The organism is Acidihalobacter sp., from assembly GCF_037381185.1.
GTDB lineage: Bacteria > Pseudomonadota > Gammaproteobacteria > DSM-5130 > Acidihalobacteraceae > Acidihalobacter_A.
The window spans coordinates 21,226-46,919 of sequence record NZ_JARRQY010000020.1 but is presented as its reverse complement, the minus strand read 5'-3'; the positions used below and the strand labels follow the sequence as shown (position 1 = coordinate 46,919).

The window sequence follows — 25,694 nt, the reverse complement described above, 5'->3', positions numbered from 1 at the left end:
GAGGGGTAGCGTATCAGCGCGCAGAAGAATGTACGCCTGAATGACGAGATCACGGTCAGGCAGATCCGGCTGATCGACGCCGAGGGCGAAAATCGCGGAGTCGTCTCGATTGAAGAGGCGCGGGCACTAGCCGAAGAGGCCGAGTTGGATCTGGTCGAAATCGTCCCAACGGCGCAGCCTCCGGTGTGCCGTATCATGGACTACGGCAAATTCAAGTTCGAGCAGAGCAAGAAGGCGTCCGTCGCCCGCAAGAAGCAGAAGCAAATCCAGGTGAAAGAAGTGAAGTTCCGACCTGGTACCGACGTCGGGGATTATCAGGTGAAGATGCGCAACCTGACTCGGTTTCTCGAAGATGGAGATAAAGCGAAAATCACGATCCGCTTCCGCGGCCGTGAAATGGCGCATCAGGAAAGAGGCATACAACTGCTGCAAAGAATCGAGGCGGATCTCGGCGATCTGGTCACGGTCGAGCAGCGGCCTAAAATGGAGGGGCGCCAGATGGTTATGGTCGTAGCCCCAAAAAAGAAATGAATCGTGCAGCCGCGCATTCGGCTCACGTGCTGTAGTGGAGTAGTAATTCAATGCCAAAACTGAAGACCAATCGTGGCGCGGCCAAGCGCTTTTCTAAGACGGCCTCCGGCCGTTACAAGCGTGCCCAGTCGCATCTCAACCACATTTTGACCAAGAAGAGCACCAAGCGTAAGCGCCATCTGCGTGAGCCGTCCCTCGTGGCCGAGTGCGACACGCCGGCAATCAAGCGCATGCTCCCCTACAGCTGAGCCGGATCGAGAGGATTTAGATATGCCCCGAGTAAAACGTGGTGTTACCGCGCACGCGCGCCACAAGAAAGTTCTGAAGAAGGCCAAGGGTTACTATGGTGCCCGCAAGAACGTCTACCGCGTCGCCAAGCAGGCCGTCACCCGTGCCGGTCAGTACGCCTACCGTGACCGCCGCCAGCGCAAGCGTCAGTTCCGCGGCCTGTGGATCGTGCGTATCAATGCCGCCGCACGCCAGTTCGATCTGTCGTACAGCCGCCTGATCGACGGTCTGAACAAGAGCGGCATCGAGATCGATCGCAAGGTGCTTGCCGATCTGGCCGTGTACGACATCGAAGCGTTTGGCAAGATCGCCGAGAAGGCCAAGGCTGCGCTGTCCGCCTGAGCCCTGTAGCGATGGCCTGCGGTTCGTCCGCAGGATGCGGTAAAAGGGGAAAGGCGGGCCTTTCCCCTTTTCGTTTGTGACTACCGGAAGCGTCTGTCGAGACGGTTTCCGGGCAAAGCTGGCGAGACGTTCGTGAATCTGGATGCCTTGAAGCAGGAGGCCGTCGAGGCCGTGCAGGAAGCTCCCGACCTGGGTGCGCTGGATGCGCTGCGGGTACGCTACCTGGGCAAGAAAGGGCTGTTGACCGAACAGCTCAAGTCGCTAGGTGGTCTGCCGCCCGAAGAGCGGCCGGCGGCCGGGCAGGCGATCAACGACGTAAAGCAGTTTGTCGCCGAGGCCATCACTTCGCGGCGCGAAGTGCTCGAGCGCAACGCGCTTGAAGCTCGTTTGCAGCACGACCGCGTCGATGTGACGTTGCCGGGGCGTGGCCGATTGATCGCCGGTCTGCATCCGCTGACGCGGACGATCGAGCGCATGACCGAACTGTTTGCGCAGGCCGGTTTCGAGGTTGCCGAAGGTCCGGAAATCGAAGACGAGTTCCACAATTTCGAGGCCTTGAACATCCCCGCGCATCATCCGGCCCGCGCGATGCACGACACTTTTTATTTCCCTGATGGTCAGGTGCTGCGTACGCACACCTCACCAGTGCAGGTGCGTTTCATGGAATCGCGCACGCCGCCGCTGCGCGTGATCGCGCCAGGGCGCGTGTACCGCTGCGATTCCGATCTGACGCATAGCCCGATGTTCCATCAGGTCGAAGGTTTGGCGGTGGGCGAGGGCATTACCTTTGCCGATCTAAAAGGGGTGTTGGGAGATTTTCTGCGCGCCTTCTTCGAGCAGGACGACTTGCAGACACGCTTCCGACCGTCCTATTTCCCGTTCACCGAGCCTTCGGCCGAAGTGGACATCGAATGCGTTCAGTGCCACGGCAGCGGGTGCCGCGTGTGCAGTCATACCGGCTGGCTGGAGATCCTTGGCTGCGGCATGGTGCATCCCAACGTTTTCGAGCAAGTCGGCGTTGATGCGGAGCGCTACACCGGGTACGCATTTGGTATCGGTGTGGAACGCTTGGCGATGCTGCGCTACAGCGTTCCGGATCTGCGCATGTTTTTCGACAACGATCTGCGTTTCCTCGGGCAGTTCGTCTGAAATAATCAACACTTGAGAGTTTTTCACCAGCATGCGAATCAGTCATTCCTGGCTAACAGAATGGTTGCCTGAGTCGGCGCTCGACGCCCAGGCGTTGGGCGACCGTTTGACCATGGCGGGTCTGGAACTCGATGCGCTGGAGACAGCGGCACCCGCCTGCAGCAACGTCGTGGTCGGTCGCGTGCAAAGCGTCGCGCAGCATGCCGATGCGGACCGTTTGCGTGTCTGTCAGGTCGACGACGGCAGCAGTGAGACTTTTCAGGTCGTTTGCGGCGCGCCCAACGTCGAGGCCGGCATGATCGCGCCGTTCGCGCGAGTCGGTGCAGAGCTGACTGGCGGTCTGAAGATCAAGGCGGCGCGCCTGCGGGGGGTGGAGTCCCAGGGCATGCTGTGCTCGGCCGCCGAGCTGGGCCTCGCCGAAAGCAGTGACGGGCTGATGGCGTTGCCAGCGGACGCTCCGCTCGGGCAGGACATCCGCAGCTATCTGGATCTGGACGATTCGATTCTCGAAGTCGACTTGACGCCGAATCGTGCGGATTGCCTGTGCATGCGCGGGGTGGCCAGAGAGGCCTCCATTCTGACCGGGACTCCTTTGTTGGAGTTGGCCCCGCCAGCGGTCGCGGCCCAGGCCGCGGACACATTTACGGTGACTCTCGAGGCCGAAGATGCCTGCCCTCGCTATACGGGGCGCGTCGTGCGCGGAATCCAGCCGGGTGCGTCGGCGCCATTGTGGATGCGCGAGCGTCTGCGTCGTGCGGGGGTGCGTAGCATCAGCGCCGCGGTCGATGTCACCAACTACGTCATGCTTGAGTTGGGTCAGCCGATGCATGCCTTCGATCTGGCCAAGCTGGACCGGGAGATCCGCGTGCGCCTTGCAGCCGAAGGCGAGAAGGTGGAGTTGATCGACGGCCAGACCGTTACCGTCGAGGCCGGGACGCTGCTTATCGCCGACGCCTCCGGACCGCTTGCGGTCGCCGGCGTGATGGGCGGTGCAGACAGCGCCGTTTCCGATGCAACCGTCGACGTGTTTCTGGAAAGCGCCTATTTCGATCCACAGTCGATCAGCGGCCGGGCGCGTTCGCTGGGGCTGCATACCGAGTCCTCGCACCGCTTCGAGCGCGGTGTCGACCCGCAGCTACAGATCGCCGCGTTGGAGCGCGCCACGCAGTTGTTGATGGAAATCGCAGGCGGTTCTCCTGGGCCAGTGGTCGAAGCCAGTGCGCCGGCCAAGTTGCCGCAGCGCGAGCCGATTGCGTTGCGGCGTGAACGCATAGGCCGTCTGCTTGGGCTGGAATTCGAGGATGCGCAGGTCGAGGGTATTCTCGTTGGGCTTGGTTGCATCGTCGAGGCTCAGGCTGAAGGCTGGCGCGTAACACCGCCCAGCCCGCGCTTCGATTTGTCTATTGAAGCCGATCTGATCGAAGAGCTGGCTCGCGTGCGCGGCTATGACGAGGTTCCTGAGCACCGTGCGCCAGTGCAGCCGCGCATTATGCCGAACGGCGAAGCCAAGGTCGGCGTCGCGCGCCTGCGCGAGTGTCTGCGTGCGCTCGAGTATCAGGAGGCGATCACCTACAGTTTCATCGATGCGGACTCGGCGAAGCTGTTCGCGCCCGGGGAGAAGGCCACGGCGCTGGCCAACCCGATCTCGAGCGAACTTGCCGTGATGCGTCCGTCGTTGTGGCCCGGTCTGGTGGCGGCGCTGAACTATAATCGCAAGCGGCAGCAGCCACGTGGACGCTTGTTCGAGACCGGCCTGCGCTTCGTGCGTCGTGACGGACAACTACTGCAGCAGCCGATGCTGGCCGGAGCGGCCTTCGGCAGTGTGTTTCCCGAACAATGGGGTAGCGAGGCTCGCCAGGTCGACTTCTTCGATATAAAGGGCGACGTGGAAGCGCTATTGGCGCGGATTGGCATTCGTGCCAACTATGCGGCGGATGAACATCCCGCCCTGCATCCCGGACAAAGCGCGCGAGTGGTGCTGGACGGGCATAATATCGGTTGGGTCGGAATGTTGGGGCCCGAACTGGAGCGCAAGCTCGAACTGGAGCTGCCCGTAGGCCTGTTCGAGCTGGATATCGAGGCCATGAGCCAGGGCAAGGTGCCGCACTTCGAAACCTTGTCGCGTTTCCCGGCAATGCGGCGGGACCTTGCCGTGATCGTGGAAGAGGATGTTGCCGCCGGCGATGTGCTTGCCGCGATCGAGGCTTTGAAGGTTCCGGAGGTGCGTGAAACGCAACTTTTCGACGTGTATGCGGGAAAAGGCATAGAAAACGGATATAAAAGTCTAGCTTTTGGATTGATTTTTCAGGGGTTTTCCAGCAGCCTTACAGACGACGAGGTAGAGACTATACTCAGCCGGATCATGGAAGAACTCAGCCGGCGATTCGCTGCGAAACCGAGGGGGTAGGAACAGATGGCTTTGACTAAGGCGGACATGGCCGAACGCCTGTTCGAGGAAATGGGTCTGAATAAGCGCGAGGCCAAGGATTTCGTCGAACTCTTCTTCCATGCGTTGAGCGAGGCGCTAGAGCGCGGGGAAGAAGTCAAGCTATCGGGTTTCGGCAATTTTACCCTGCGTGACAAGAAAGAACGTCCCGGACGCAATCCCAAGACGGGCGAGGAAATTCCGATTACGGCGCGGCGCGTCGTGACGTTCCGTCCGGGCCAGAAGCTCAAAGCGAGGGTCGAAGCCTATGCTGGAGGCAAGTAACAACAGCGAATTGCCGCCGATTCCCACAAAGCGTTACTTCACTATCGGTGAGGTTAGCGAATTGTGTGATGTCAAGCCGCACGTGCTGCGCTACTGGGAGCAGGAGTTTTCCGCGCTCAAGCCCGTCAAGCGCCGCGGCAACCGCCGTTATTACCAGCGCCAGGACGTCATCCTCATTCGCCAGATACGCAGCCTGCTATACGAGCAGGGCTATACTATCGGCGGCGCACGGCAAAAGCTCGAAAGCGCGGAATCGAGGGCCGACAACAGCCAGAGCCAGCAGATCGTTCGCCAGTTGCGGATCGAGCTGGAGGAATTGCTGCACGAACTCAAACGTTCTTAAGGACCTGCTCCGGTAGGCTCAGTCCGTTAACAGGCTGTTGAAATTCTACTCATGCTGCACGATAGCGCGTCGGAATCGAACTCTTGTGCTCATTTGCACTTCGTAAACAGCGCTTTCGCGACCGATTCTTCACTTCTCTCGCGCTCGCCTGAGCAACAACAACCTGTTAATTCCGCATATCGCAAGTGAATGATGCGCGGTACGTCGGCGCGTGATAGAATTCGCGCCTTTTCAAGCACAGTCGTTTTCCTTGGTGGGAGTCATAGATGTCTTTGTCCGCTGAAGACAAGTCCAATATCGTTGGCAAGTTCCAGCGTGACCCGTCCGACACGGGTTCGCCGGAGGTTCAGGTTGCGTTGTTGACCGCGCGCATTACTTACCTGACCGATCATTTCAATACCCATAAGCACGATCATCATTCGCGCCGTGGTTTGCTTAAGCTGGTCAATCAGCGCCGTAAGCTGCTTGACTACCTGCGCGGCAAGGACCAGCAGCGTTACCAGGCTCTGATCAGTGAGCTTGGCCTGCGCCGCTGATAGTCGTGTCGGTGGCCGCCGCAAGCATGGGTAGTTCCCGTCATGCGGCGAAGTGCATATCAGGTATTCGTGCGAAGGAGCGAGCACTGCGAAGCAGCGCCCGCCCTTCGCTGTCGTTTTTTTGAAGCCTGTTAAATCCGCTGCCGCCGTGTGGCGGTCAACAGTCAGGAAGTGGGAACGTGTCAGCCATAAAAAAATCCTTCCAGTACGGTGACCACACCGTAAGTTTCGAAACCGCCGAGGTCGCCCGTCAGGCCGACGGCGCCGTCATCGTAAATATGAGCGATACCGTGGTCCTGGTGACCGCCGTGGCGCAGAAACAGGCGGTGCCGGGGCGCGATTTCTTCCCCCTCACGGTCAACTACCAGGAACGCACCTACGCGGCTGGCCGCATTCCCGGCGGCTTTTTCAAGCGCGAAGGGCGCCCCAGCGAGAAGGAAACGCTGACTTCCCGCCTGATCGACCGGCCGCTGCGGCCGTTGTTCCCCAAGGGCTTCCTCAACGAAGTCCAGGTCATCGCCACGGTGATGTCCGTCAATCCCGACGTCGATCCGGACGTGCCGGCCATGCTTGGCGCCTCCGCCGCGTTGGCGATCTCCGGCGTGCCCTTCAACGGCCCCATCGGCTGCGCCCGCGTCGGCTACAGCGACGGCGCCTACCTGCTCAACCCGACGTTCTCCCAGCTCAAGGAATCGCAGCTCGACCTGGTTGTCGCCGGTACCGAACAGGCGGTGCTGATGGTCGAGTCCGAGGCCAAGGAACTGGCGGAAGACGTGATGCTCGGCGCCGTCATGTATGGACACGAGCAGATGCAGGCCGCGATCCAGGCGATTCGCGAACTGGCTGCCGAAGCCGGCAAGCCCGCTTGGGACTGGCAGCCGCCGGCGACCGACGAGTCGCTGCTCGAAGCCGTGCGTACGAGCTGCGAGGCCGAGCTGACTGCCGCCTACCAGATTCAGGACAAGCTGGCACGCCAGAGTCGAGTATCCGAGCTGCGTGAGCAGATTGTGGCCGAGTTCGCGACCCAGGCTGAGGATGCCCCCAGCGCGGATGCGGTGGCCGGCGTGTTCGGCAAGATCGAGAAGGCCTTGGTTCGCGGCCGTATCATCGCCGGTGAGCTGCGCATCGACGGCCGCGATACCCGCACCGTGCGCCCGATCACCGTACGTACCGGCGTGCTGCCGCGTACCCATGGCTCCGCGCTGTTCACCCGCGGTGAAACGCAGGCTCTGGTGGTCTCCACGCTGGGTACCGAGCGCGATTCGCAGATCATCGATGCCATCGAGGGCGAGCGCCGCGAGCGATTCCTGCTGCATTACAACTTCCCTCCGTACTGCGTCGGTGAGACCGGCATGGTCGGCTCGCCCAAGCGTCGCGAGATCGGCCACGGCCGCCTGGCCAAGCGTGGCATCCAGGCCGTGATGCCGGAGGAAGGTTCCTTCCCCTACGTGGTGCGCGTGGTTTCCGAGATCACCGAATCCAACGGCTCCAGCTCGATGGCCTCGGTCTGCGGCACCAGCCTGGCGCTGATGGACGCCGGTGTGCCGCTGAAGGCGCCGGTCGCCGGTATCGCCATGGGCCTGATCAAGGAGCAGGACGGTTTCGCCGTGCTCAGCGACATCCTCGGCGACGAGGATCACCTCGGCGACATGGACTTCAAGGTGGCGGGTACGTCCGATGGCGTGACCGCGCTGCAGATGGACATCAAGATCGATGGCATCACGCGCGAGATCATGGAACAGGCGCTTTCCCAGGCACGTGACGGCCGCATGCATATTCTGGGTAAAATGGCTGAGGTGCTTGACCAGCCGCGTACCGAGATGTCCGTCTATGCGCCGCGTTACATCACCATTCGTATCAATCCGGACAAGATACGCGACGTGATCGGCAAGGGCGGCGCGACCATCCGTGCGCTGACCGAGGAGACCGGCGCCACCATCGACATCAACGATGACGGTACCGTGCGCATTGCCTCCGTGGACAAGGCTGCCGGTGAGGAAGCACGTCGCCGCATCGAGGAAATCACCGCGGACGTCGAAGTGGGCCGGATCTACGAAGGCCGCGTCGCCAAGATCATGGATTTCGGTGCTTTCGTGACCATTCTGCCTGGCCGGGACGGTCTGGTGCACATCTCGCAGATCTCCAACGAGCGTGTCGAGAGCGTCTCCGACAAGCTCAGCGAAGGCGACAGCGTGCGCGTCAAGGTGCTGGAGGTGGACAAGCAGGGTCGTATCCGCTTGAGCATCAAGGCTGTTGAAGCCGCTTGAAGTAAGCGCTTCATCTGATTGAAAAACGGGGGCTTTTGCCCCCGTTTTTCGTTTGGCCGAAGAATTTTAGCCCAGGTTACGAGCCAGCCAATGTGCCGTGTGAGGTCCAAGCCAGTCCTCTGTGCGGCCGGGAAAGCGACCGGCGGCGAAACCGACATGCCCGCCGCTCGGCGTGAGCTGGAGTTCTACGCCGGAGGGCAGTTCGGCGTTCGAAGGAATGGCGCAGGGTTCCAGAAAGGGGTCGTCGGCGGCGTGCACGATCAGCGTCGGCCGCCGGATGTACGGCAGCCAGGGGCGACAACTGGAGCGCCGGTAATAGTCCTCGGCGCTGTGGAAGCCGTGCAGGGGAGCCGTGAAGCGGTCGTCGAAAGCGCGCAGGCTGGGCGCGGAGTCAACGATGTGCCGCGGTATGGGCATGTCGCGCTGGGCGTATTTGCGCGCGACGCTGCGACGCAGGGAACGCAGCAGAGAGCGTTGATAGACTCGCGAGAATCCTCCCTCCAGTCTCTTGGCGGCGGCTTCGAGTTCGAACGGCACGGAGACGGCGGCGGCGCAGCGCAAGGGGTTGCGTTCGGCGCTTTCTCCTAGCCATTTGAGCAATACGTTGGCACCCAGCGAATAGCCGATTGCAGCGAGAGGGCGCTGCGGTTGCTGCTGACGCAGATGTTCCACCACGAACTCCACATCGGCCGTATCGCCGGCGTGATAGCCGCGTGCGAGTCGGTTAGGTTCGCCGCTGCAGCCGCGAAAGTGCATGACGACCGCCTGTAGTCCGAGCGGCTGTAGGCGACGCAGAAGTCGCTGTACGTAGGCCGAGCCGCTGGACCCTTCCAGGCCGTGAAGGACCAGTACGAGTCCAGGGGCATTGCGCTCCGCCGTCCAGTCGAGATCCAGGAAGTCACCATCGGGTAGTTCCAGGCGCTCCCGGCGCAGGGCCAGACTGCGGTAGGGGCGGACCAGATAGGGCCACAGTGTCTGCAGATGGGGGCCGGGCAGCCACCAGGCCGGTCGGAACGGACTTTGAGCGCAGGGTTTCATTTCGCCGTGAACAACGGTAGTTCGTGGCGTCGGGCGTTGGCTGCGAGAAAGGCGGCCCGTCCTGGCTGCTGTGCATCCAGTTCGGCAGCGCACGCGGAGGGCTCCTCAAGCAGGGTGGCGAAGAAGAGTTCGAGTTCCAGCGGATCGACGCGCAATGGCCCGAAAGGTCCGCTTTGATCGGGTTTCCAGAACAGCCGTGGCGACCAGCCGGCTTGTTTGACCCGCGGACGCTCGAACCACTCGCGAAGCTTCGCTTCCAGTGCATTTTCCCTGTCGGCACTCATTGCGCGGGCTCCGTGGGTACGCGTACCTTGGGCTCGAGTGCCGCGCGGGTGTCGGCGGCATACAGTTCGGTGCTCAATTCGTCGACCAGCCCGTGCCGCGCACGCAGACGCGAGACCTCATCCGGCGTCAGGGCCGCGAGGATCAAGCGCTGCAGCTCGTCGCCACTCAGTTCCAATACGAGCCCCGCACGCCGATTGCGGTAGCCCGGGTTTCGCGACAGTTCGCTATGGGTGCATGGCTCGCCGAGTTTGAGCGGACGACCGCCGCTGTACGCTCCGGCGCAGGCGACCATGAGACTCATGCTGTCGGAATATGTCAGGGGAGGCTGATCCGCGCTCTCGATGGCGGCGTAGGGTTCACTCACTCGATGCTCCTGTCACGGCCTGCGTTGGCGCTATTTTAACGCCGAGACGGCGCTTACAGGCGTCGGATGTGGCGCAGCTTCACATAGCAGAGAGCTGCCATCAGGGCGTCGTTGAAGGGATCGTGCTGCCGGAATACCGGAAGTTGCAGCTCGCGCAGCATGTGATCGAAGCCGAGGTTCACCGGTCGCTGGGGAATGCGGCCAATTTTGCGGTCGAAATACATGCCGGAGACGTCGATCGTCGGATTGGGGAGCGGAATACCCAGGATAGGCCTGACGTAGCGGTTCAGTACGCTCAGGTCGAAATCGATGTAGTAGCCGACCAGCGGACGGGGGCCGATGAATTCGAGTAGTGCGCACAGGGCGTCATCGATGTTCTGCCCCTTGGCGACGTCCATCGCACGCAGTTGGTGGATGGCAATGGCGTCGGTGCGCATTGCCGTTTGTGGCTTGATGAGCAGTTCCAACGCGCTATGCATCAAGAGGCGGTCGCCTTCGATGGGAATGGCAGCGACGGCTATGAGTTCGCAGGCGGCCGCATCGAGCGAGGTCGTCTCGCAATCGATCGCCACGGCCTGTTCCGGTGACGCATCGCCGAGCAGAAAGCGGTAGGCGGGGTCACGCAGGCGTCGGCGATACCACGCGCGCTGCAGGCGCCGGCGCAGTTGCTGCGGTGCGTTCACGTGATCAGGTGAAGCCTGAAATGGTGGGAGACGAAGCGTTTGAACGCGTCCACCACGCGCAAGGCATCGCGTAACAGCTCACGCTCCAGCGAATCGAGTTGGCGCGGATCGAGCACGTTGGCTTCGCTGTCCGGCACTGCGTGCGCCAACTGGCGGTGCAGGCGGAAACCGCTCATGACCTCGAGGGCTTCGCCGAGATCGTCGGCAAATTTCTCATCGAAACGATGCAGTTGGGCCAGTGCTTCGATGCGGTTCCAGGTATTGGTTTCGGTCAGGCCGGCTTCCAGCGCCAGGCAGCGCATGCCGTGTACGATGGGAAATATCCCGCCTTTCTTGATGTCCAGGCCCTCGCCGTTCGCGTTGCGCGAGAGCACAAAGTGTGCAAACAGGCCCAGCGGCGTCGCGAAGGCCAGTGTGGCCTTGGCGAAATGCGCCAGGCGGGCCGGTTGGTCGCGCAACGCGCGGGAAAGATGAGCGCGAACGTCGTCGAGAAGGCTGGCGTCGCCACCTACCGCTGCGGCATCACTGAGTATCGAGAGCTGCAACATGGCGTCCGGCGAGTGGTGCAGAACGAGCATGTCGATGTCGGACAGCCACTCGCGCTGCGCCTTGCACCACTGAGGGTTGCTCAGCATGACGCCGCCGGGGCAGGGTGGAAAGCCGAGTTGTTGCAAGGCCTCGGCATACTGCAGGGCGAACGCGCGCGCGGCCGTCTCGTCGGCGCCGTCGCGCAGAATCAGGCCATTGTCCTGATCCGTGCGGAAGATCTGCTCTCCACGGCCTTCGCTTCCCATTACGATCAGGCAGGCATCGCTCGCAAGTTCGGGCGGCGCCAGCATCGTGAACAGTTTGCGCATGAGCTGCTGGTTCAGTTCGCATACCAGGCGCGCGATGTGGCGGGGATGGGCTCCCTGGCGCTCCAGCGCCCGCACCGTTTCGGAGATGCCTTCGGCCGGTTCGCGCAGGGCCTCGACCGTGCCGGCGGCTTCCATGCGATTGATCAGCATGAATGACTGGGTCGACAGCATGCCGAGCAGATCGAGCTGCTCGAGCATGCCGAGTACCTCGTCAGCGCGTGTGATGACGACGCGCCCGATCCGATGGCGAGTCATCAGCAACAGGGCGTTGAAGACGAAGTCTCCCACCTCGACGCCGATCAGGTCGAAGCGGGCCAGGCTGCCGATGGCGTGCGCGCGCTCGACGCCTTGAGCGGCGACGGCCCGGGCGATGTCGGTGAGCGTGACGATGCCGGTGCGCCCCTTGTCGCGCACAAGCGCGGCGCGGGCGTTTTCGCTGATCAAGACCGCGGTGGCTTCGGCAATGCTGTCGGCGGCGTCGATGCGTATGGCGGAACGCACGTCGTGTGCGCAAATGCGAGCCATCAGCGGGCCCGAACTCTCCTCGGCCCGGTGGCGTTTGCGCAGCCCAAGCAGGCGGGACGCAAGGCTTGCCTCCACGTGGTCATGCAAAGGCGGGCAACGTTCCCCTAGGCGCAGGAATACGCTGCGCGGCAGGGTGTAGCACAGCGTTTCCTCGTGGGTGCTGAGGCGGCAGTCGTGCGTGCCGCGCAGGAGGGACGCTGCGCCGACGAGATCGTCTGGCCCGTAGACCGCGAGCGCCGTGCCCGACTCGTCGTATTCGTCAACGCGTCCCTTGATGACGATCCACAGGACCTCGGCATTCTCTCCCGGTTGGGCGAGAGCATGTGCCGCTGGGAAGTACTCCACGTCCAGTGCATCGGCGGCGCTTTGCAGATCCTCGGATCCGAGACGGTCGAACGGGACGATCTGACGCAGAAAGTGGACCTGGTCGGCGCGATGGTTCATGTCGGCGATGGTTTGGTGCCGGGGCGGCCGTGGCTGCCCCGGCACGCGCCGTCAGTGGGAAGCCGGCACTTCGGCGCCGATACCCGTTTGCGAACGTACGAACTGCGCTTCGAAGTCGCCGCGCTCCCGTATGCCCTGCTCGCTGCGATCGGTGACGGAGAAGAACCAGATGCCGACGAACGCGACGGTGACCGAGAACAAGGCGGGATACTTGTACGGGAAGATCGCCTCGGCGTTGCCGAGAATATCCTTCCACACCGTCGGCCCGAGGATCACCAGTATCACGGCGGTGGTCAGGCCGGCGACCCCGCCCAGGAACGCTCCGCGCGTGGTCAGGCGGCGCCAGTACATCGACAGGAACAGCACCGGGAAGTTGGCGCTGGCGGCGATGGCGAAGGCGAGGCCGACCATGAAGGCGATGTTCTGCTTCTCGAACAGAATGCCGAGCATGATCGCGATGATGCCGAGCACCACGGTGGCGATCTTGGAAACCTTTATCTCCCGAATTTCGTCGACCTTGCCGCCCTTGAATGCATTGGCGTAGAGGTCGTGCGAAACGGCGGAGGCGCCGGCCAGCGTCAGGCCGGAGACCACTGCAAGGATGGTGGCGAAGGCCACGGCGGAAATGAAGCCGAGGAACAGGTCGCCGCCGACCGCGTTGGAGAGATGGATCGCCGCCATGTTGTTGCCGCCGATCAGGACTCCCGCGGCATCGAGGTACTGCGGATTGGCCAGCAGGATGATGGCGCCGAAGCCGATGATGAAGGTCAGGATATAGAAGTAGCCGATGAAGCCGGTGGCGAAAAATACCGAACGGCGTGCCTGTTTGGCATCGGCAACGGTGAAGAAGCGCATCAGGATGTGCGGCAGGCCGGCGGTGCCGAACATCAGTGCGATGCCCAGCGAAATCGCGGAGACGGGATCGGAGACGAGGCCTCCGGGCGCCATGATGTTGCCGCCTGCATCGCTGCGCACCTGGATCGCGGCTCCGAACAGGCTTTCCAGGCTGAAGCCGAAGTGCCAGAGCACGGCGAGAGCCATGAATGTGGCACCCGAGAGCAGCAGCACGGCCTTGATGATCTGCACCCAGGTGGTGGCGAGCATGCCGCCGAAGGTGACATAGAGAATCATCAACACGCCGACCATGACCACGGCGACCTCGTAGGGCAGACCGAACAGTACCTGGATGAGTTTGCCGGCGCCTACCATCTGCGCGATCAGGTAAAGGGCCACGGTAGCCAGGGCGCCGAAGGCCGAAAGCGTCCGGATACGGCGTTGACCGAGGCGATAGGAGGCGACGTCGGCGAAGGTGTAACGGCCCAGGTTGCGCAGCCGTTCGGCCATCAGGAACAGGATGATCGGCCAGCCTACAAGAAAGCCGATGGAGTAGATCAGCCCGTCGTAGCCCTTCAGGTACACGAGGCCGGAAATGCCGAGGAAGGAGGCGGCCGACATGTAGTCGCCGGCGATGGCCAGGCCGTTCTGCAGGCCGGTGATCCCGCCGCCCGCGGTGTAGAAATCCTTCGCGGTACGGGTTCTCTGCGCAGCCCAGTACGTGATGACCAGGGTGGCGAGCACGAATACCACGAACATGCTGATCGCGGCGTAGTCCACCGAGCGTTGCCGAACCGGGCCGGAGATGGCTTCCGCGGCGAGGACCGAGGCCGGGGCGCATGCAAGAGCCAGAGCTAGTAGCGACTTTCTCATTTCACATCCTCCACGATCTGCTGCACGAGAACGTCGAACTCGCGGTTGGCGCGACGCACGTAGATGCCGGTCAGAATGAACGCAACGAGGATGATGAGGATGCCGATCGGGATGCCCCAGGTGATCACGCTTGTTTCACTGAGCGGCGTGCCCAGCAGTCCGGGGTTGAATGCGATGACGAGGATGAAACTGTAGTAGATCACCAACATGACGATGCTCAGCGTCCAACCGAATCGGCTGCGTCGCCGCACCAGCTCCTGATAGGCCTGGTTGGCCTGAATGCGTTGCAGTAGTTCCTGCTGCATTGGTCTTACCCCCAAGTGTTGTCGTTATGATGCTCTTATATGGCCGTGCGCCGGTGTATGCCCCACCGGCGCACGGGTACTGCTCTTCGTTCAGCCCAAAACGAGATGCCTCTGCTGCCTTGTGATCGAACCGCCAAGCCCCCCGGCAAGGGCGGTTCGGGCAGGTGAGAGGCCTTAAGCCTTGCCCTGCAACTGGAGAATGACCCCTTCATTCTCCAGTGTGGAGGTGTCCGAAGTGATCTCCTCGCCCTTGGCGATCGAGCGCAGCAGGCGGCGCATGATCTTGCCGGAGCGGGTTTTGGGCAGACCGTCGGAGAAACGGATCTCGTCCGGTTTGGCGATCGGCCCGATCTCTTCGGCGACCCAGTCGCGCAGGGTGCGGATCATGTCCTCAGCGGCATCCCCGACCGGGCGGTCGCCCTTGAGGATGACGTAGGCGACGATCGCCTCGCCCTTGACCTCATGCGGACGACCGACCACGGCTGCCTCCGCGACCAGTTCATGCGCGACCAGTGCGGACTCGACCTCCATGGTCCCTAGGCGGTGGCCGGAGACGTTGAGCACGTCGTCGATGCGCCCCATGATCCAGAAGTAGCCGTCAGCGTCCTTGCGGGCGCTGTCGCCGGCCAGATAGTAGCGGCCGCCGAACATGCCCCAATAGGTCCTGCTGTAGCGTTCGTCGTCGCCCCAGATGGTGCGCAGCATGGAGGGCCATGGCTCCTTCACCACCAGGTAGCCGCCACGGTCGGCTTCGGTGATGGACTCGCCGTGTTCGTCGACCACGTCCGCCATGATGCCGGGAAGCGGCATCGTGCAGGAGCCCGGTTTGGTGGCCATCGCGCCCGGTACCGGAGCGATCATGTGTCCGCCGGTTTCGGTCTGCCACCAGGTGTCGACGATGGGGCAGCGCTCGCCGCCGATCACGCGGTGATACCACATCCACGCTTCCGGATTGATCGGCTCGCCGACCGTGCCGAGCAGACGCAGCTTCGACAGGTCGTAGGCATTGGGGAACTGATCGCCGAGCTTCATCAGCGCGCGAATGGCGGTCGGAGCGGTATAGAAGATGCTGACGCCGTGATCGGCGCACAGTTTCCAGAAACGGCCGCCGTCGGGCACCGTCGGTGCACCTTCGTACATCAGCTGGGTACCACCGATCGCGAGTGGGCCATAGGCGACGTAGGTATGGCCGGTGATCCAGCCGACGTCGGCAGTGCACCAGAACACGTCCTTGTCGTGCATGTCGAATACCCACTTGCAGGTGAGCATCGAATGCAGCAGGTAGCCGGCTGAGGAATGCTGAATACCCTTGGGCTTGCCGGTCGAGCCCGAGGTATAGAGTAGAAACAGGGGATGTTCTGCGTCGACCCATTCGGGCTCGCATTCGTTCGGCTGTCCGGCGATCGCATCCGCCCAGGTGACGTCGCGTCCCTCGACCATGGGCACGCCGTGCCGGGTGCGTTCGAACACGATCACTTTTTCGATGCTGGGCGTTCCGTGCTCGACGGCCTTGTCGACCGCCGCCTTGAGTTCGACGACCTTGCCACCGCGATGGCCGCCGTCGGCGGTGATGATCATGCGGGCCTGGGCATCGTTGACGCGGTCCTTCAGTGCCTCGGCAGAGAAACCGCCGAATACCACTGAATGAATGGCGCCGATACGTGCGCATGCCTGCATGGCAATGACGGCTTCGGGCACCATCGGCATGTAGATGACGACACGGTCGCCGCTACGGATGCCCTGTGCCTTGAGCGCATTGGAGAACTGCCCTACGGCGGCGTGCAGTTCGCGGTAGGTGTAGGTCTGAGTATCACCGGGTTCGCCTTCGAAGATGATCGCCGTTTTGTTGCCACGTTCCTCCAGATGGCGGTCAAGGCAGTTGTAGCTGACGTTCAGGACACCGTCGTTGAACCAGCGAAAATGCGGAGCCTTGCTGCGGTCCAGCGTGGTGGTGAAGGGTTGTTTCCAAAGAATCTCCTCTCGTGCCCGTTCGGCCCAGAAGCCTTCATAGTCGCTGCTTGCCTGTTGACGCAGTTCTGTAAGGCGCTCCGGAGTGATGCGGGCATCTCTTGCGAACGCTTCGGGGGGCTGGAAATGTCGGTCCTCGTGCAGTACTGATTCTATGTTTTCGCTCATAATGCTCTGTTCCTTCAGCTGCGATTTCGAGTGTAGTCCTGTGCTCCTCAACCGTTCGAGCGTAGCAGAAAATTAGAAGGCTAGCGGCAAAAGCTCCATTCGGGTGTCGACTATCCGCTACGGGAATAATAGCCATAACTATGATATGGCTATTTCAGTCCTCAAGCCGAATGATGCCGCGATGCGGAACGTGTTTCACGTTCCATGCCTCGATCGCCCAGGTGAGAGTCTCGCGTGGAGTGGCGTGGAGCAGGTCGGGTGGTGGCTTCTGGTCCAGGAAGGTGAGCGCGCGCCACAGGTTTTCGCTCGGAGTACGCTGCTCGAGCGCGGGAGCATGAGTCTGCTTGCTTAGTTTCTCGCCACGGGAGTTCGCCGCGATGGGCAGGTGGAGATAGCGAGGATTGCGCAGGCTGAGAAGCTGCTGCAAGTGAATCTGCCTTGGCGTTGAATCGAGCAGGTCCGCGCCGCGCACGACATCGGTGATGTTCTGTTCGTCGTCATCGACTACTACGGCGAGTTGATAGGCGTAGAGTCCGTCCGCGCGGCGTACGATGAAGTCGCCGGATGTTTCCTGCAGCCGCTGCTGCTGCAGTCCCTGCAGCAGATCGTCGAAGTGGATGAGGTGTTCGTGAGTACGTACCCGTAGCGAGCGTGGCCGTCGTGACGAGCGTGCTCCGGTGCGGCAGGTGCCGGGGTAGATGATGCCGTAGGGACCGCGCCTTCCGTGCGAGGCGATCTCGCTTCGGGTGCAACTGCACTCGTACAGCCAGCCGTCGTCGCGTAGACGCTCCAGCGCGGCGTCGTAGGCATCGCTGCGTCCACTCTGGTAGAGAACTGATCCGTCCCACTCGAGTCCGTGTCGTTCGAGCGCATGCAGGATGGCGTCGGCTGAGCCGGCAACTTCGCGGGGAGGGTCGATGTCCTCGATGCGCAGCAGCCATTCGCCATTGGCCTGGCGGGCGCAGAGAAAGCTGCCTAGTGCGGCGATCAATGAGCCGAAGTGAAGGGGGCCGGTGGGGGAGGGGGCGAAGCGGCCATGATACGGAAAGGGGGATGCGGGCGCCGCTTGTGCGGCGCCCGCTGAAGTGAGCGTGACGACGCTCACGCCATCTGCTTCTCCTTGATTTCCTGCAGCGTTTTGCACTCGATGCACAAGGTCGCGGTCGGGCGTGCCTCGAGACGGCGAATGCCGATCTCGGCGCCGCAGGACTTGCAGAAGCCGTATTCGCCAGAATCGATGTCGGTCAGTGCTTCGGCGATCTTCTTCAGCAGCTTGCGCTCGCGGTCGCGGGTGCGCAGTTCGAGGCTGAATTCCTCTTCCTGCGTGGCGCGGTCGGAAGGATCGGCAAAGTTGGCGGCTTCGTTCTTCATGTGTTCGACCGTACGGTCGACTTCTTCCATCAGCTCTTTGCGCCAGGCCAGGAGGATTTCTCGGAAATGCTCGAGCTGCGCGTCGCTCATGTATTCCTCGCCTTCCTTGGGCTCATAAGGCGCAATGCCGGCGACAGGGGAGCGTACGGGGGTGTTGGGGCTCTGCTCGCTTGCGGCCATCTTGTTTACTCCAGCATGTGGCGTCGTTGTATCGGCGTTTTTGCGCCGCGGGGTCAAAAGGACGATTAAGTACCAAATGACGCCCCGTTGCGCAAGAGAGAAAGAAGTCTACGGCGCTGAGTTGCGTAGTTCGGGAACGCTTCTCCGGCGCGCATTCGCTCAAGACGGTCTGCGCGTCGCGCATTGTTTTAGTATGCGCTTTTCCGCGCCGCACACCCGAGGTAGCTATCCATATGTCGCTGCAAGCGTTGATTTTCGATGTAGACGGGACTCTCGCCGATACGGAACGCGATGGCCATCGTGTGGCGTTCAATCGGGCTTTCGATGAGGTCGGGCTGGATTGGGAGTGGTCCGTGGAGTTGTACGCGGATCTGTTGTCGGTCACCGGTGGCAAGGAACGAATCCGTTACTATCTGCAGCGCTACCGGCCCGATTTCCAGCTGCAGACAGATGGCGATCTCGCCGCCTTCATTGCTGATTTGCATGGACGCAAGACCCGTCATTACCTGGCGCTGCTCGAAAGCGGCAGCATTCCGTTGCGCCCGGGCGTGGAGCGCCTGCTGGAGGAGGTGCGTGCGTCGGGGATGCGCTTGGCCATCGCCACTACGACGACGCCGGAGAACGTCGAGGTGCTGCTGCGCGCGACACTCGGTGAGGACGCGATCGGCTGGTTTGAGGTTGTGGCGGCGGGCGACGTCGTCCCAGCCAAGAAACCGGCGCCGGACATTTTTTCCTATGCGCTGGAGGTCATGCGCTTGCCGGCCACTGCCTGTCTGGCCTTTGAAGATTCGCAGCACGGCCTCGTTGCGGCGCGCGATGCCGGCTGTCGTACGCTGGTGACGGTCAATGACTATACGCGCGGGCAGGATTTTTCAGGCGCCTGGGTCGTCGTCGATCAGCTTGGCGAACCGGGGCGGCCCTGCAAGGTACTGCAGGGCGATTTGGCCGGAGCCGCGTGGGTGTCGTTGGAAGGGGTGCGGCGGTTGTTCGATCGCCAGTAGCCGTTTGCCGCATCAATAGCCACCCTCGGGTTCGATTTTCTCGACGCGGCAGAATAGACGACCGCGCGCCAAGCGCAACTCGATCCGATCATCGACGTGCGCACGATCGGTGTTGCGTAGCGGTTCGAGGCTCCCGGGCGCGAGGGCGATGGCGTAGCCGCGTTGCAGCGTGGCAAGCGGGCTTACCGCGGTCAACGTTCGGCTCAGGGAGGCAAGCCGTTTGTGTTCCCTGTTTATGCGTTCCTGCATGGCCCGATGTAGTTCCTGGCGGAGTCGTTCAAGCCGTTTCGTCTGGGCGGATAGCGTCAACGCCGGTGAACGGGCGCTCAGTCTGGCCTGCAGGGTCTGCAGGCGGCTGCTGCGCAACTGCTGTTGCCGCGCGAGGCTCTGGTGCAGGCGCAGTTCGAGTTCATCAATGCGCTGGGCATGCTGCTGCAGCCTGCGCAGGGGGTGTTGGCGCGCCAGTCGTCCCTGTAGCGATTCCAGCATCCGTTGCCGCTGTCCGACGCGGGCATGCAGACGCAGTCTCAACGATTCGGCCAGCGAACCGAGGCGGTGCAGGAGTTGGGTGGCGTCCTGGCTCACCAGTTCGGCTGCGGCGGATGGGGTCGGTGCGCGCAGGTCGGCGGTGAAGTCGGCGATAGTGATGTCAGTCTCGTGCCCGACGCCGCAGACCACCGGAATCTCCGAGTCCGCAATTGCCCGGGCCACCGCCTCCTCGTTGAAGGCCCACAGATCCTCCAGCGAGCCGCCGCCGCGCACCAGCAGTAGGGTGTCGCAGCGCTGTTCGTGGTTGGCGCGGGCAAGGGCCGCAATGATCGACGGGGCGGCACCGGCGCCTTGCACGCTGACTGGGTAGACATAGACGGGCAGAGCTGGGAAGCGCCGTGCCAGCACGCTGAGAACATCCCGCAGTGCAGCTCCGGTGGGTGAGGTGATGACGCCGAGACTGTGCGGATACGCGGGTGGCTGCCGCTTTCGTTCGGCATCGAACAGGCCCTCTGCGGCCAGGCGGTTCTTCAGTTCCTCGAAGGCGCGGCGCAGCGCGCCTTCGCCGGCTTCTTCCAGGTGTTCGACGATGAGTTGGTAGTCGCCGCGAGCCTCGTACAGGCTGACGCGTGCGCGAGCGAGGACCTGCAGGCCGGCCTTCGGAGTGAAACCCAGATGCCGGTTGCGGTTACGGAACATTGCGGCTCGGACCTGCGCATGCGGATCCTTGAGCGTGAAATAGAGATGCCCCGACGCCGGGCTGGAGACGTTCGACAGTTCTCCTTCGACCCAGATCAGGGGAAAGCGTGTTTCCAACAGCCCCCTGGCTTCGAGGTTGAGACGGCTGACGGTGTAGATTTCTCGTGTGGACGTGTCATTCATGCATCATATGTTAACCGTCTTGATCGTCGTTCTGTTGAGTCCGAGCGAAACGTGGGCCATCGAGTCTATGCGCTGACGGTGTTGGCGGCATAGACATCATCCAGCAGATGCAGGTCGGGCGTCGTTTTTGCGAGCTGGTCGAGGGTTGGCCTGACGAAATCGCGCGTTATGGTAGGCATTGCCGAGGCTCAATCGGGTTCTGAAAACCCTTATAAATTGTAATGATGTGGCCTGGGATCCAGCATGCGGTATCAGCACCTTGCATGGTCGGGTCGAATAGGAAAAGTTTTTCCAGCGTCTGCAGGTATCGATGGAGTCGAGCATCGTGGCGCTGACCACTACGATCGAAATGTGCGCCCCCCACACAGTCGGCCATTAGCGCAGGGTGGCCGAACCGGTCAAGGCCGTGGCGCACGAACTGGCCTGGGACGAGGAACATGTCCGGGCTCTGTACCTGGCCGGCTTGGTCCGCGATATCGGCAAGATCGCCATCTCGGCCGAGATACTGAGCAAGCCGGGCCGCTTGAGCAGGGTTGAATTGAGTTTGTCCGGACCCATGTCGACGCCGGCTACAACATCCTGAAGAATATCGAATTCCCCCGGTCGATTCCGGACATCGTGCACCAACACCACGAGCGCTTCGACAGCTCGGGTTATCCGCTCGGGCTGAAAGGTACTTCCGTACTCCCCGAGGCATGCATCCTGGCGGTGTGCGATGTAATCGAGGCGATGACCATGTGCCGGCCTATGGCCCGGCCTGCGTCGAGGCCTGTTGCATGTTGTGCGAGGAGCACTTTCGCTTCGACTGGGGCAATGTCGGGCGGCCAGTGGGGAGTGTTCCGAATGCACGTTTGGCGGTAACGGCAGCCTGTTAACCGTTTTGTTACCGGATGGAGAGAGAATTCGGCGCTCGGCCGTTGCTTGACTTCCCTTTTGAAGTTTACCCGAGCCTTTCGAAAATATATAATTGACGGTTTACTTTTCGACGGGGTTCCACCATGCGAATCGTTCAGGAAGCGCTTACATTCGACGACGTGCTTTTGCTGCCCGCGCACAGCCGGGTGCTGCCGCGAGATGCGTCGTTGCGAACGCGCCTGACACGTACGATCACGCTCAATATCCCGCTGGTATCGGCGGCGATGGACACCGTGACCGAGGCCCGTCTGGCCATCGCCATGGCGCAGGAAGGCGGCATCGGCATCATCCACAAGAATATGACACCGGAGCAGCAGGCGCAGCAGGTCCGCCTGGTCAAGAAATACGAAAGCGGCGTGATTACCCAGCCGATCACCGTTTCTCCCGGCACCAGTATCCGTGAAGTTCTGGCGATCACCCGGGCCAACGATATCTCGGGCGTGCCGGTGGTCGACGGAGAAAGCCTGGTCGGCATTGTCACCAGCCGCGACATGCGGTTCCAGGATAATCTCGATGCGCCGGTCAGCAGCATCATGACGCCGCAGGAGAAACTCGTCACGGTGAAGGAAGGCGCAGACCGCGAAGAAGTCCGCCGGCTGCTGCACAAGTACCGCATCGAGAAGGTGCTGGTGGTCAACGGCAACTTCCAGCTGCGCGGCATGATCACCGTGAAGGACATCCAGAAGTCCACGGATTTCCCCAACGCCTGCAAGGACGAGCACGGCCGCCTGCGCGTCGGTGCCGCGGTCGGTACGGGCGAAGGCACTGAGCAGCGCATCGAAGCGCTGGTTGCGGCCGGCGCCGACGTGCTGGTGGTCGATACTGCGCACGGTCATTCGCAGGGCGTGCTCGACCGCGTACGCTGGGTCAAGCAGACCTATCCCGACATGCAGGTCATCGGCGGCAACATCGCCACCGGTGAGGCGGCCCGTGCGCTGGTCGAGGCCGGTGCGGACGGTGTCAAGGTCGGCATCGGCCCGGGCTCGATCTGTACCACGCGCATCGTCGCGGGCGTCGGCGTGCCGCAGATAACGGCAGTGGACAACGTCTGCCGTGCGCTTGAAGGTACAGACGTTCCGCTGATTGCCGATGGAGGCATCCGTTTCTCCGGCGATCTTTCCAAGGCGATCGTGGCCGGCGCCTACAGCGTGATGATTGGCAGCATGTTCGCGGGCACGGAAGAGGCCCCCGGCGAGGTCGAACTGTTCCAGGGGCGTTCCTACAAGTCCTACCGCGGCATGGGTTCGCTCGGCGCGATGCAGCAGGGTTCGTCTGACCGCTACTTCCAGGAGGAAGCGTCGGCAGTGGAGAAGCTGGTGCCTGAAGGCATCGAGGGCCGCGTGCCGTACAAGGGGTCGATCAGCGCCATCATCCACCAGCTCCTCGGCGGACTGCGCTCCAGCATGGGCTACGTCGGCGCGGCCGATATCGAAACCATGCGCACCGAGCCCGGCTTCGTGCGCGTGACCAACGCCGGCATGCGCGAAAGCCATGTGCATGACGTGGCGATCACCAAGGAAGCGCCGAACTACCGCATCGATTGACGGCGCTGCGCCCGGCACACGGGCGCTCGAGACAGTGCTTCGATGCACCCGTGGGACGGCCGCGACTCCCGGACAGGGAGCCGCGGCCGTTGTTTTCCGATCTCCTGCAGCGTGAGCGGCCATGACCCAGAGCATCCATTCCGACAAGATCCTCATCCTCGATTTCGGTTCGCAGTACACCCAGCTCATCGCCCGCCGCGTACGCGAGGTGGGGGTTTACAGCGAAATCCATCCCTGGGACATGGACGAGCAGGCGCTGAGGAATTTCGCGCCCGCCGGGATCATCCTCTCGGGCGGCCCCGAGTCGACCATCGGCGATGATGCTCCGATCGCACCGCAACTGGTGTTCGAGCTGGGCGTGCCGGTGCTGGGAATCTGCTACGGCATGCAGACCATGGCGGCACAGCTCGGCGGCGAGGTCGAGACCAGCGATCATCGCGAGTTCGGCTATGCCCAGGTCCGCGCCCGCGGTCACACGGACTTGTTGCGCGACATCGAGGACCACACCAGCCCGGAAGGCTATGGGCTGCTCGACGTCTGGATGTCGCACGGCGACCGCGTGCGCACCATGCCGCCGGGTTTCAATCTCATGGCGAGCACCGAGAGCGCGCCGCTGGCCGGCATGGCCGACGAGGAGCGACGCTTCTATGGTGTGCAGTTCCATCCGGAGGTGACCCATACGCGTCAGGGCACGCGCATCCTGGGCCGTTTCGTGCTCGACCTGTGCGGCTGCCAAGCGCTGTGGAACGCCGGCAACATCATCGAGGACAACATCGTCCGCGTGCGTGAGCAGGTCGGGTCCGACCACGTCGTCCTGGGTCTGTCCGGCGGGGTGGACTCGTCCGTGGTCGGCGCTCTGCTGCACCAGGCCATTGGCGAACAGCTCACCTGCGTGTTCGTGGATCATGGCCTGCTGCGCCTCGGCGAAGGCGATCAGGTGATGCAGACCTTTGCCCAGCACATGGGCGTGAAGGTGATTCGTGTCGACGCGGAGGAACGCTTCCTCGAAGCGCTGAAAGGCGTCGAGGATCCGGAGGAGAAACGCAAGATCATCGGCCGGCTGTTCATCGAAGTGTTCGACGAAGAATCGGCTAAGCTCGACGGTGTGCGCTGGCTGGCCCAGGGCACGATCTACCCCGATGTGATCGAGTCGGCCGGCAGCAAGACCGGCAAGGCGCATGTAATCAAGTCGCATCACAACGTCGGCGGTCTGCCCGAGGACATGAAGCTCGGCCTGGTAGAGCCGCTGCGCGAGCTGTTTAAGGACGAAGTGCGCAAGATTGGCCTCGAGCTGGGGCTGCCCTACGAGATGGTCTACCGGCATCCGTTCCCGGGGCCGGGGCTGGGCGTGCGCATCCTGGGCGAGGTCAAGAAGCATTACGCAGACCTGTTACGCCGCGCCGATGCGATCTTCATCGAGGAACTGCGCCGTCACGGGCTTTATGACCAAGTCTCGCAGGCCTTCGCCGTATTCCTCCCGGTCAAGGCGGTCGGGGTCATGGGCGACGGTCGCAAGTACGACTACGTGGTTGCGCTGCGCGCTGTGGAGACCATCGATTTCATGACCGCGCGCTGGGCGCATCTGCCCTATGAGTTCCTCGATCTGGTCTCGCGCCGCATCGTCAACGAGATCGACGGCATCACCCGCGTGGTCTACGACGTGACCGGCAAGCCGCCGGGCACCATCGAGTGGGAGTGAGGTGAATCCCTACCTCATTGATTCGATTTGGTAATTTCAATGCCATTGATGGATGTTCGCGCATCATCGATGGCATTTTTCGTGGAACGGTTGGTTGCTATTCTTCAGTTTGGGAAAATGCCAGGACATATTTCTCCAGTGGCGCATGGTATCGAATTTAGCCAGCTGAAGTGACTGCCGAATCGACCGCAGGATAAGGTGACACCGTAGCGTCAATCCAAGTCACTCCTCAAGGCACTCTTAGCACCGCAGTTGTTTCCCAATTTTCCGAATTTGCACGCGGAATGTTTGAGTCATCGTGTTGGGGTGCGGGGCGATCTCAAGTTTTGGCAGGCGAGTGGTTGGACTGCCATGTTCCCGGTGTGACATCGAAATTCTCCCGAAATAGCGTAATGAACGCGCTGATGCTTTGATAACCGCAATTAAGCGCCACGGTCGTGACCGGCAGGCCGCGCGACAGTTGTTCGAGTGCGCATTGAAGACGCATTTGCTGGCGCCACTGCCCCAGGCTCCAGCCAGTTTCATCGGCGAATCTCCGCGTCAGCGTGCGGCGCGACATGTTGCACCGCTGTGCCCAGTCGTCAAGATCGGCTGCATCGGCAGGTTGCTCTAGCAATTTCCTCACTAGCGCCTGCAGGCGCGGGTGAGTGGGCATGGGCAGAAAGCCGGTCATCGGTGCAAGGCGGCCAAAAGCATGGGCAAAGGTTGCCAAGTAATGGCTTCTTGCTGTGCCCCCCTTTGGCAGTTCATCCAGCAAGGCTTGCATTAGCGGCGTATTGCGCACTACGGTCAATGCGGCAGGCATGGAGGCTTGAGATCCGGTCTCATCGAAATAGTGGCTAACCGCCTCCAGCGGACCATAGCTTGCTGCGGCGTGTGATTGCCATGGCGGCACCCAGCCCAGGCAGCCGGGAGGTAGCACCCAACGGCCGGATGCTGTCTGCACGTTGACAACACCGACCTGTACGGAGAACAACTGCCCTTCGGCATGACAGTGCTGCTGGTCATGCAACTCTTTGCCGTTTTTGATGGAGCGAGTGACAAGCAATTCCATTTGATGTCCCATTTGAGATATTTATTTGTATTTTATCGATAGCAGGCCA

25 protein-coding genes are annotated in these 25,694 nt (G+C 62.1%); 13 read left to right on the top strand and 12 right to left on the bottom strand.

Annotation, left to right across the window (positions count from 1 at the left end; genetic code table 11):
- Positions 1–12 precede the first annotated feature (12 nt).
- The 9 genes from infC (at position 13) to pnp (ending at position 8,166) form a co-directional block, all read left to right on the top strand.
- On the top strand, positions 13–531 hold the full coding sequence (gene infC, locus P8014_RS08715; protein ID WP_337816943.1) for a translation initiation factor IF-3: 519 nt from the start codon (positions 13–15) through the stop codon (positions 529–531).
- A gap of 50 nt (positions 532–581) precedes the next feature.
- The gene (gene rpmI, locus P8014_RS08710; protein ID WP_337816925.1) at positions 582–779 is read left to right on the top strand and encodes a 50S ribosomal protein L35; all 198 of its coding nucleotides are present in this window, start codon (positions 582–584) and stop codon (positions 777–779) included.
- 22 nt (positions 780–801) lie between these two features.
- Positions 802–1,161: a 50S ribosomal protein L20 gene (rplT, locus tag P8014_RS08705; RefSeq protein ID WP_337816924.1), complete on the top strand. Its 360-nt coding sequence runs from the start codon at positions 802–804 to the stop codon at positions 1,159–1,161.
- A 132-nt stretch (positions 1,162–1,293) separates the two neighbouring features.
- Positions 1,294–2,310 (top strand): phenylalanine--tRNA ligase subunit alpha, encoded by a 1,017-nt coding sequence (gene pheS, locus P8014_RS08700; protein ID WP_337816923.1) that lies wholly within the window; start codon positions 1,294–1,296, stop codon positions 2,308–2,310.
- 31 nt (positions 2,311–2,341) lie between these two features.
- Positions 2,342–4,717 (top strand): phenylalanine--tRNA ligase subunit beta, encoded by a 2,376-nt coding sequence (gene pheT, locus P8014_RS08695; protein WP_337816922.1) that lies wholly within the window; start codon positions 2,342–2,344, stop codon positions 4,715–4,717.
- A gap of 6 nt (positions 4,718–4,723) precedes the next feature.
- Positions 4,724–5,020, top strand: coding sequence for an integration host factor subunit alpha (gene ihfA / locus P8014_RS08690; RefSeq protein WP_337816921.1), 297 nt, complete (start codon positions 4,724–4,726; stop codon positions 5,018–5,020).
- Positions 5,004–5,363: a MerR family transcriptional regulator gene (locus P8014_RS08685; protein ID WP_337816920.1), complete on the top strand. Its 360-nt coding sequence runs from the start codon at positions 5,004–5,006 to the stop codon at positions 5,361–5,363. The genes ihfA and P8014_RS08685 overlap by 17 nt, the downstream gene beginning before the upstream one ends.
- Positions 5,364–5,629: 266 nt before the next feature.
- The gene (rpsO, locus tag P8014_RS08680) at positions 5,630–5,899 is read left to right on the top strand and encodes a 30S ribosomal protein S15 (protein ID WP_337816919.1); all 270 of its coding nucleotides are present in this window, start codon (positions 5,630–5,632) and stop codon (positions 5,897–5,899) included.
- A 179-nt stretch (positions 5,900–6,078) separates the two neighbouring features.
- A complete protein-coding gene (pnp, locus tag P8014_RS08675; protein ID WP_337816918.1) occupies positions 6,079–8,166 on the top strand; it encodes a polyribonucleotide nucleotidyltransferase in 2,088 nt (695 codons plus the stop codon).
- A 66-nt stretch (positions 8,167–8,232) separates the two neighbouring features.
- Here the strand turns inward: pnp and P8014_RS08670 are convergent, their stop codons facing one another.
- The 10 genes from P8014_RS08670 to dksA form a co-directional block, all read right to left on the bottom strand.
- The gene (locus P8014_RS08670) at positions 8,233–9,204 is read right to left on the bottom strand and encodes a hydrolase (RefSeq protein WP_337816917.1); all 972 of its coding nucleotides are present in this window, start codon (positions 9,202–9,204) and stop codon (positions 8,233–8,235) included.
- Positions 9,201–9,488, bottom strand: a complete 288-nt coding sequence (locus P8014_RS08665) for a hypothetical protein (protein ID WP_337816916.1) — start codon at positions 9,486–9,488, stop codon at positions 9,201–9,203. The genes P8014_RS08670 and P8014_RS08665 overlap by 4 nt, the downstream gene beginning before the upstream one ends.
- Positions 9,485–9,853: a hypothetical protein gene (locus tag P8014_RS08660; protein ID WP_337816915.1), complete on the bottom strand. Its 369-nt coding sequence runs from the start codon at positions 9,851–9,853 to the stop codon at positions 9,485–9,487. The genes P8014_RS08665 and P8014_RS08660 overlap by 4 nt, the downstream gene beginning before the upstream one ends.
- Before the next feature lie 53 nt (positions 9,854–9,906).
- The gene (locus tag P8014_RS08655) at positions 9,907–10,536 is read right to left on the bottom strand and encodes a 3'-5' exonuclease (protein WP_337816914.1); all 630 of its coding nucleotides are present in this window, start codon (positions 10,534–10,536) and stop codon (positions 9,907–9,909) included.
- Entirely contained in the window at positions 10,533–12,362 is a 1,830-nt protein-coding gene (locus P8014_RS08650; RefSeq protein ID WP_337816913.1) for a putative nucleotidyltransferase substrate binding domain-containing protein, read from the bottom strand. Before P8014_RS08650 ends, P8014_RS08655 begins: the two co-directional genes overlap by 4 nt.
- Positions 12,363–12,413: 51 nt before the next feature.
- Positions 12,414–14,069 (bottom strand): cation acetate symporter, encoded by a 1,656-nt coding sequence (locus tag P8014_RS08645; protein WP_337816912.1) that lies wholly within the window; start codon positions 14,067–14,069, stop codon positions 12,414–12,416.
- Positions 14,066–14,374 carry a DUF485 domain-containing protein gene (locus P8014_RS08640; protein WP_337816911.1) on the bottom strand — a complete coding sequence of 103 codons (309 nt, stop codon included), beginning with the start codon at positions 14,372–14,374 and terminating at the stop codon, positions 14,066–14,068. The genes P8014_RS08645 and P8014_RS08640 overlap by 4 nt, the downstream gene beginning before the upstream one ends.
- A gap of 174 nt (positions 14,375–14,548) precedes the next feature.
- Entirely contained in the window at positions 14,549–16,510 is a 1,962-nt protein-coding gene (gene acs, locus P8014_RS08635; RefSeq protein ID WP_337816910.1) for an acetate--CoA ligase, read from the bottom strand.
- A 154-nt stretch (positions 16,511–16,664) separates the two neighbouring features.
- Positions 16,665–17,615 (bottom strand): tRNA glutamyl-Q(34) synthetase GluQRS, encoded by a 951-nt coding sequence (gene gluQRS, locus P8014_RS08630; RefSeq protein ID WP_337816909.1) that lies wholly within the window; start codon positions 17,613–17,615, stop codon positions 16,665–16,667.
- Entirely contained in the window at positions 17,612–18,061 is a 450-nt protein-coding gene (gene dksA, locus P8014_RS08625) for an RNA polymerase-binding protein DksA (protein ID WP_337816908.1), read from the bottom strand. Before dksA ends, gluQRS begins: the two co-directional genes overlap by 4 nt.
- Before the next feature lie 233 nt (positions 18,062–18,294).
- On the opposite strand from dksA, the gene P8014_RS08620 reads away from it, so the two are divergent.
- Positions 18,295–19,062 carry an HAD family hydrolase gene (locus tag P8014_RS08620; protein WP_337816907.1) on the top strand — a complete coding sequence of 256 codons (768 nt, stop codon included), beginning with the start codon at positions 18,295–18,297 and terminating at the stop codon, positions 19,060–19,062.
- A 12-nt stretch (positions 19,063–19,074) separates the two neighbouring features.
- On the opposite strand, the gene xseA is transcribed toward P8014_RS08620, so the two are convergent.
- Complete coding sequence (xseA, locus tag P8014_RS08615) at positions 19,075–20,433, bottom strand: exodeoxyribonuclease VII large subunit (RefSeq protein WP_337816906.1); 1,359 nt, start codon at positions 20,431–20,433, stop codon at positions 19,075–19,077.
- A gap of 385 nt (positions 20,434–20,818) precedes the next feature.
- On the opposite strand from xseA, the gene P8014_RS08610 reads away from it, so the two are divergent.
- The 3 genes from P8014_RS08610 (at position 20,819) to guaA (ending at position 24,591) form a co-directional block, all read left to right on the top strand.
- Positions 20,819–21,016 (top strand): hypothetical protein, encoded by a 198-nt coding sequence (locus P8014_RS08610; protein WP_337816905.1) that lies wholly within the window; start codon positions 20,819–20,821, stop codon positions 21,014–21,016.
- A gap of 415 nt (positions 21,017–21,431) precedes the next feature.
- Entirely contained in the window at positions 21,432–22,892 is a 1,461-nt protein-coding gene (gene guaB, locus P8014_RS08605; protein ID WP_337816904.1) for an IMP dehydrogenase, read from the top strand.
- Between the two features lie 121 nt (positions 22,893–23,013).
- A complete protein-coding gene (guaA, locus tag P8014_RS08600) occupies positions 23,014–24,591 on the top strand; it encodes a glutamine-hydrolyzing GMP synthase (protein ID WP_337816903.1) in 1,578 nt (525 codons plus the stop codon).
- A 319-nt stretch (positions 24,592–24,910) separates the two neighbouring features.
- Here the strand turns inward: guaA and P8014_RS08595 are convergent, their stop codons facing one another.
- On the bottom strand, positions 24,911–25,645 hold the full coding sequence (locus P8014_RS08595) for a helix-turn-helix transcriptional regulator (RefSeq protein WP_337816902.1): 735 nt from the start codon (positions 25,643–25,645) through the stop codon (positions 24,911–24,913).
- Positions 25,646–25,694 lie beyond the last annotated feature (49 nt).

Bases quoted from the DNA above. Each gene is read 5' to 3' on its own strand.
- rpmI (WP_337816925.1), top strand. From the start codon at position 582: ATGCCAAAACTGAAGACCAATCGTGGCGCGGCCAAGCGCTTTTCTAAG.
- rplT (WP_337816924.1), top strand. From the start codon at position 802: ATGCCCCGAGTAAAACGTGGTGTTACCGCGCACGCGCGCCACAAGAAA.
- pheT (WP_337816922.1), top strand. From the start codon at position 2,342: ATGCGAATCAGTCATTCCTGGCTAACAGAATGGTTGCCTGAGTCGGCG.
- ihfA (WP_337816921.1), top strand. From the start codon at position 4,724: ATGGCTTTGACTAAGGCGGACATGGCCGAACGCCTGTTCGAGGAAATG.
- P8014_RS08685 (WP_337816920.1), top strand. From the start codon at position 5,004: ATGCTGGAGGCAAGTAACAACAGCGAATTGCCGCCGATTCCCACAAAG.
- rpsO (WP_337816919.1), top strand. From the start codon at position 5,630: ATGTCTTTGTCCGCTGAAGACAAGTCCAATATCGTTGGCAAGTTCCAG.
- P8014_RS08670 (WP_337816917.1), bottom strand. From the start codon at position 9,204: ATGAAACCCTGCGCTCAAAGTCCGTTCCGACCGGCCTGGTGGCTGCCC.
- P8014_RS08665 (WP_337816916.1), bottom strand. From the start codon at position 9,488: ATGAGTGCCGACAGGGAAAATGCACTGGAAGCGAAGCTTCGCGAGTGG.
- P8014_RS08650 (WP_337816913.1), bottom strand. From the start codon at position 12,362: ATGAACCATCGCGCCGACCAGGTCCACTTTCTGCGTCAGATCGTCCCG.
- P8014_RS08645 (WP_337816912.1), bottom strand. From the start codon at position 14,069: ATGAGAAAGTCGCTACTAGCTCTGGCTCTTGCATGCGCCCCGGCCTCG.
- P8014_RS08640 (WP_337816911.1), bottom strand. From the start codon at position 14,374: ATGCAGCAGGAACTACTGCAACGCATTCAGGCCAACCAGGCCTATCAG.
- acs (WP_337816910.1), bottom strand. From the start codon at position 16,510: ATGAGCGAAAACATAGAATCAGTACTGCACGAGGACCGACATTTCCAG.
- dksA (WP_337816908.1), bottom strand. From the start codon at position 18,061: ATGGCCGCAAGCGAGCAGAGCCCCAACACCCCCGTACGCTCCCCTGTC.
- P8014_RS08620 (WP_337816907.1), top strand. From the start codon at position 18,295: ATGTCGCTGCAAGCGTTGATTTTCGATGTAGACGGGACTCTCGCCGAT.
- xseA (WP_337816906.1), bottom strand. From the start codon at position 20,433: ATGAATGACACGTCCACACGAGAAATCTACACCGTCAGCCGTCTCAAC.
- guaB (WP_337816904.1), top strand. From the start codon at position 21,432: ATGCGAATCGTTCAGGAAGCGCTTACATTCGACGACGTGCTTTTGCTG.
- guaA (WP_337816903.1), top strand. From the start codon at position 23,014: ATGACCCAGAGCATCCATTCCGACAAGATCCTCATCCTCGATTTCGGT.
- P8014_RS08595 (WP_337816902.1), bottom strand. From the start codon at position 25,645: ATGGAATTGCTTGTCACTCGCTCCATCAAAAACGGCAAAGAGTTGCAT.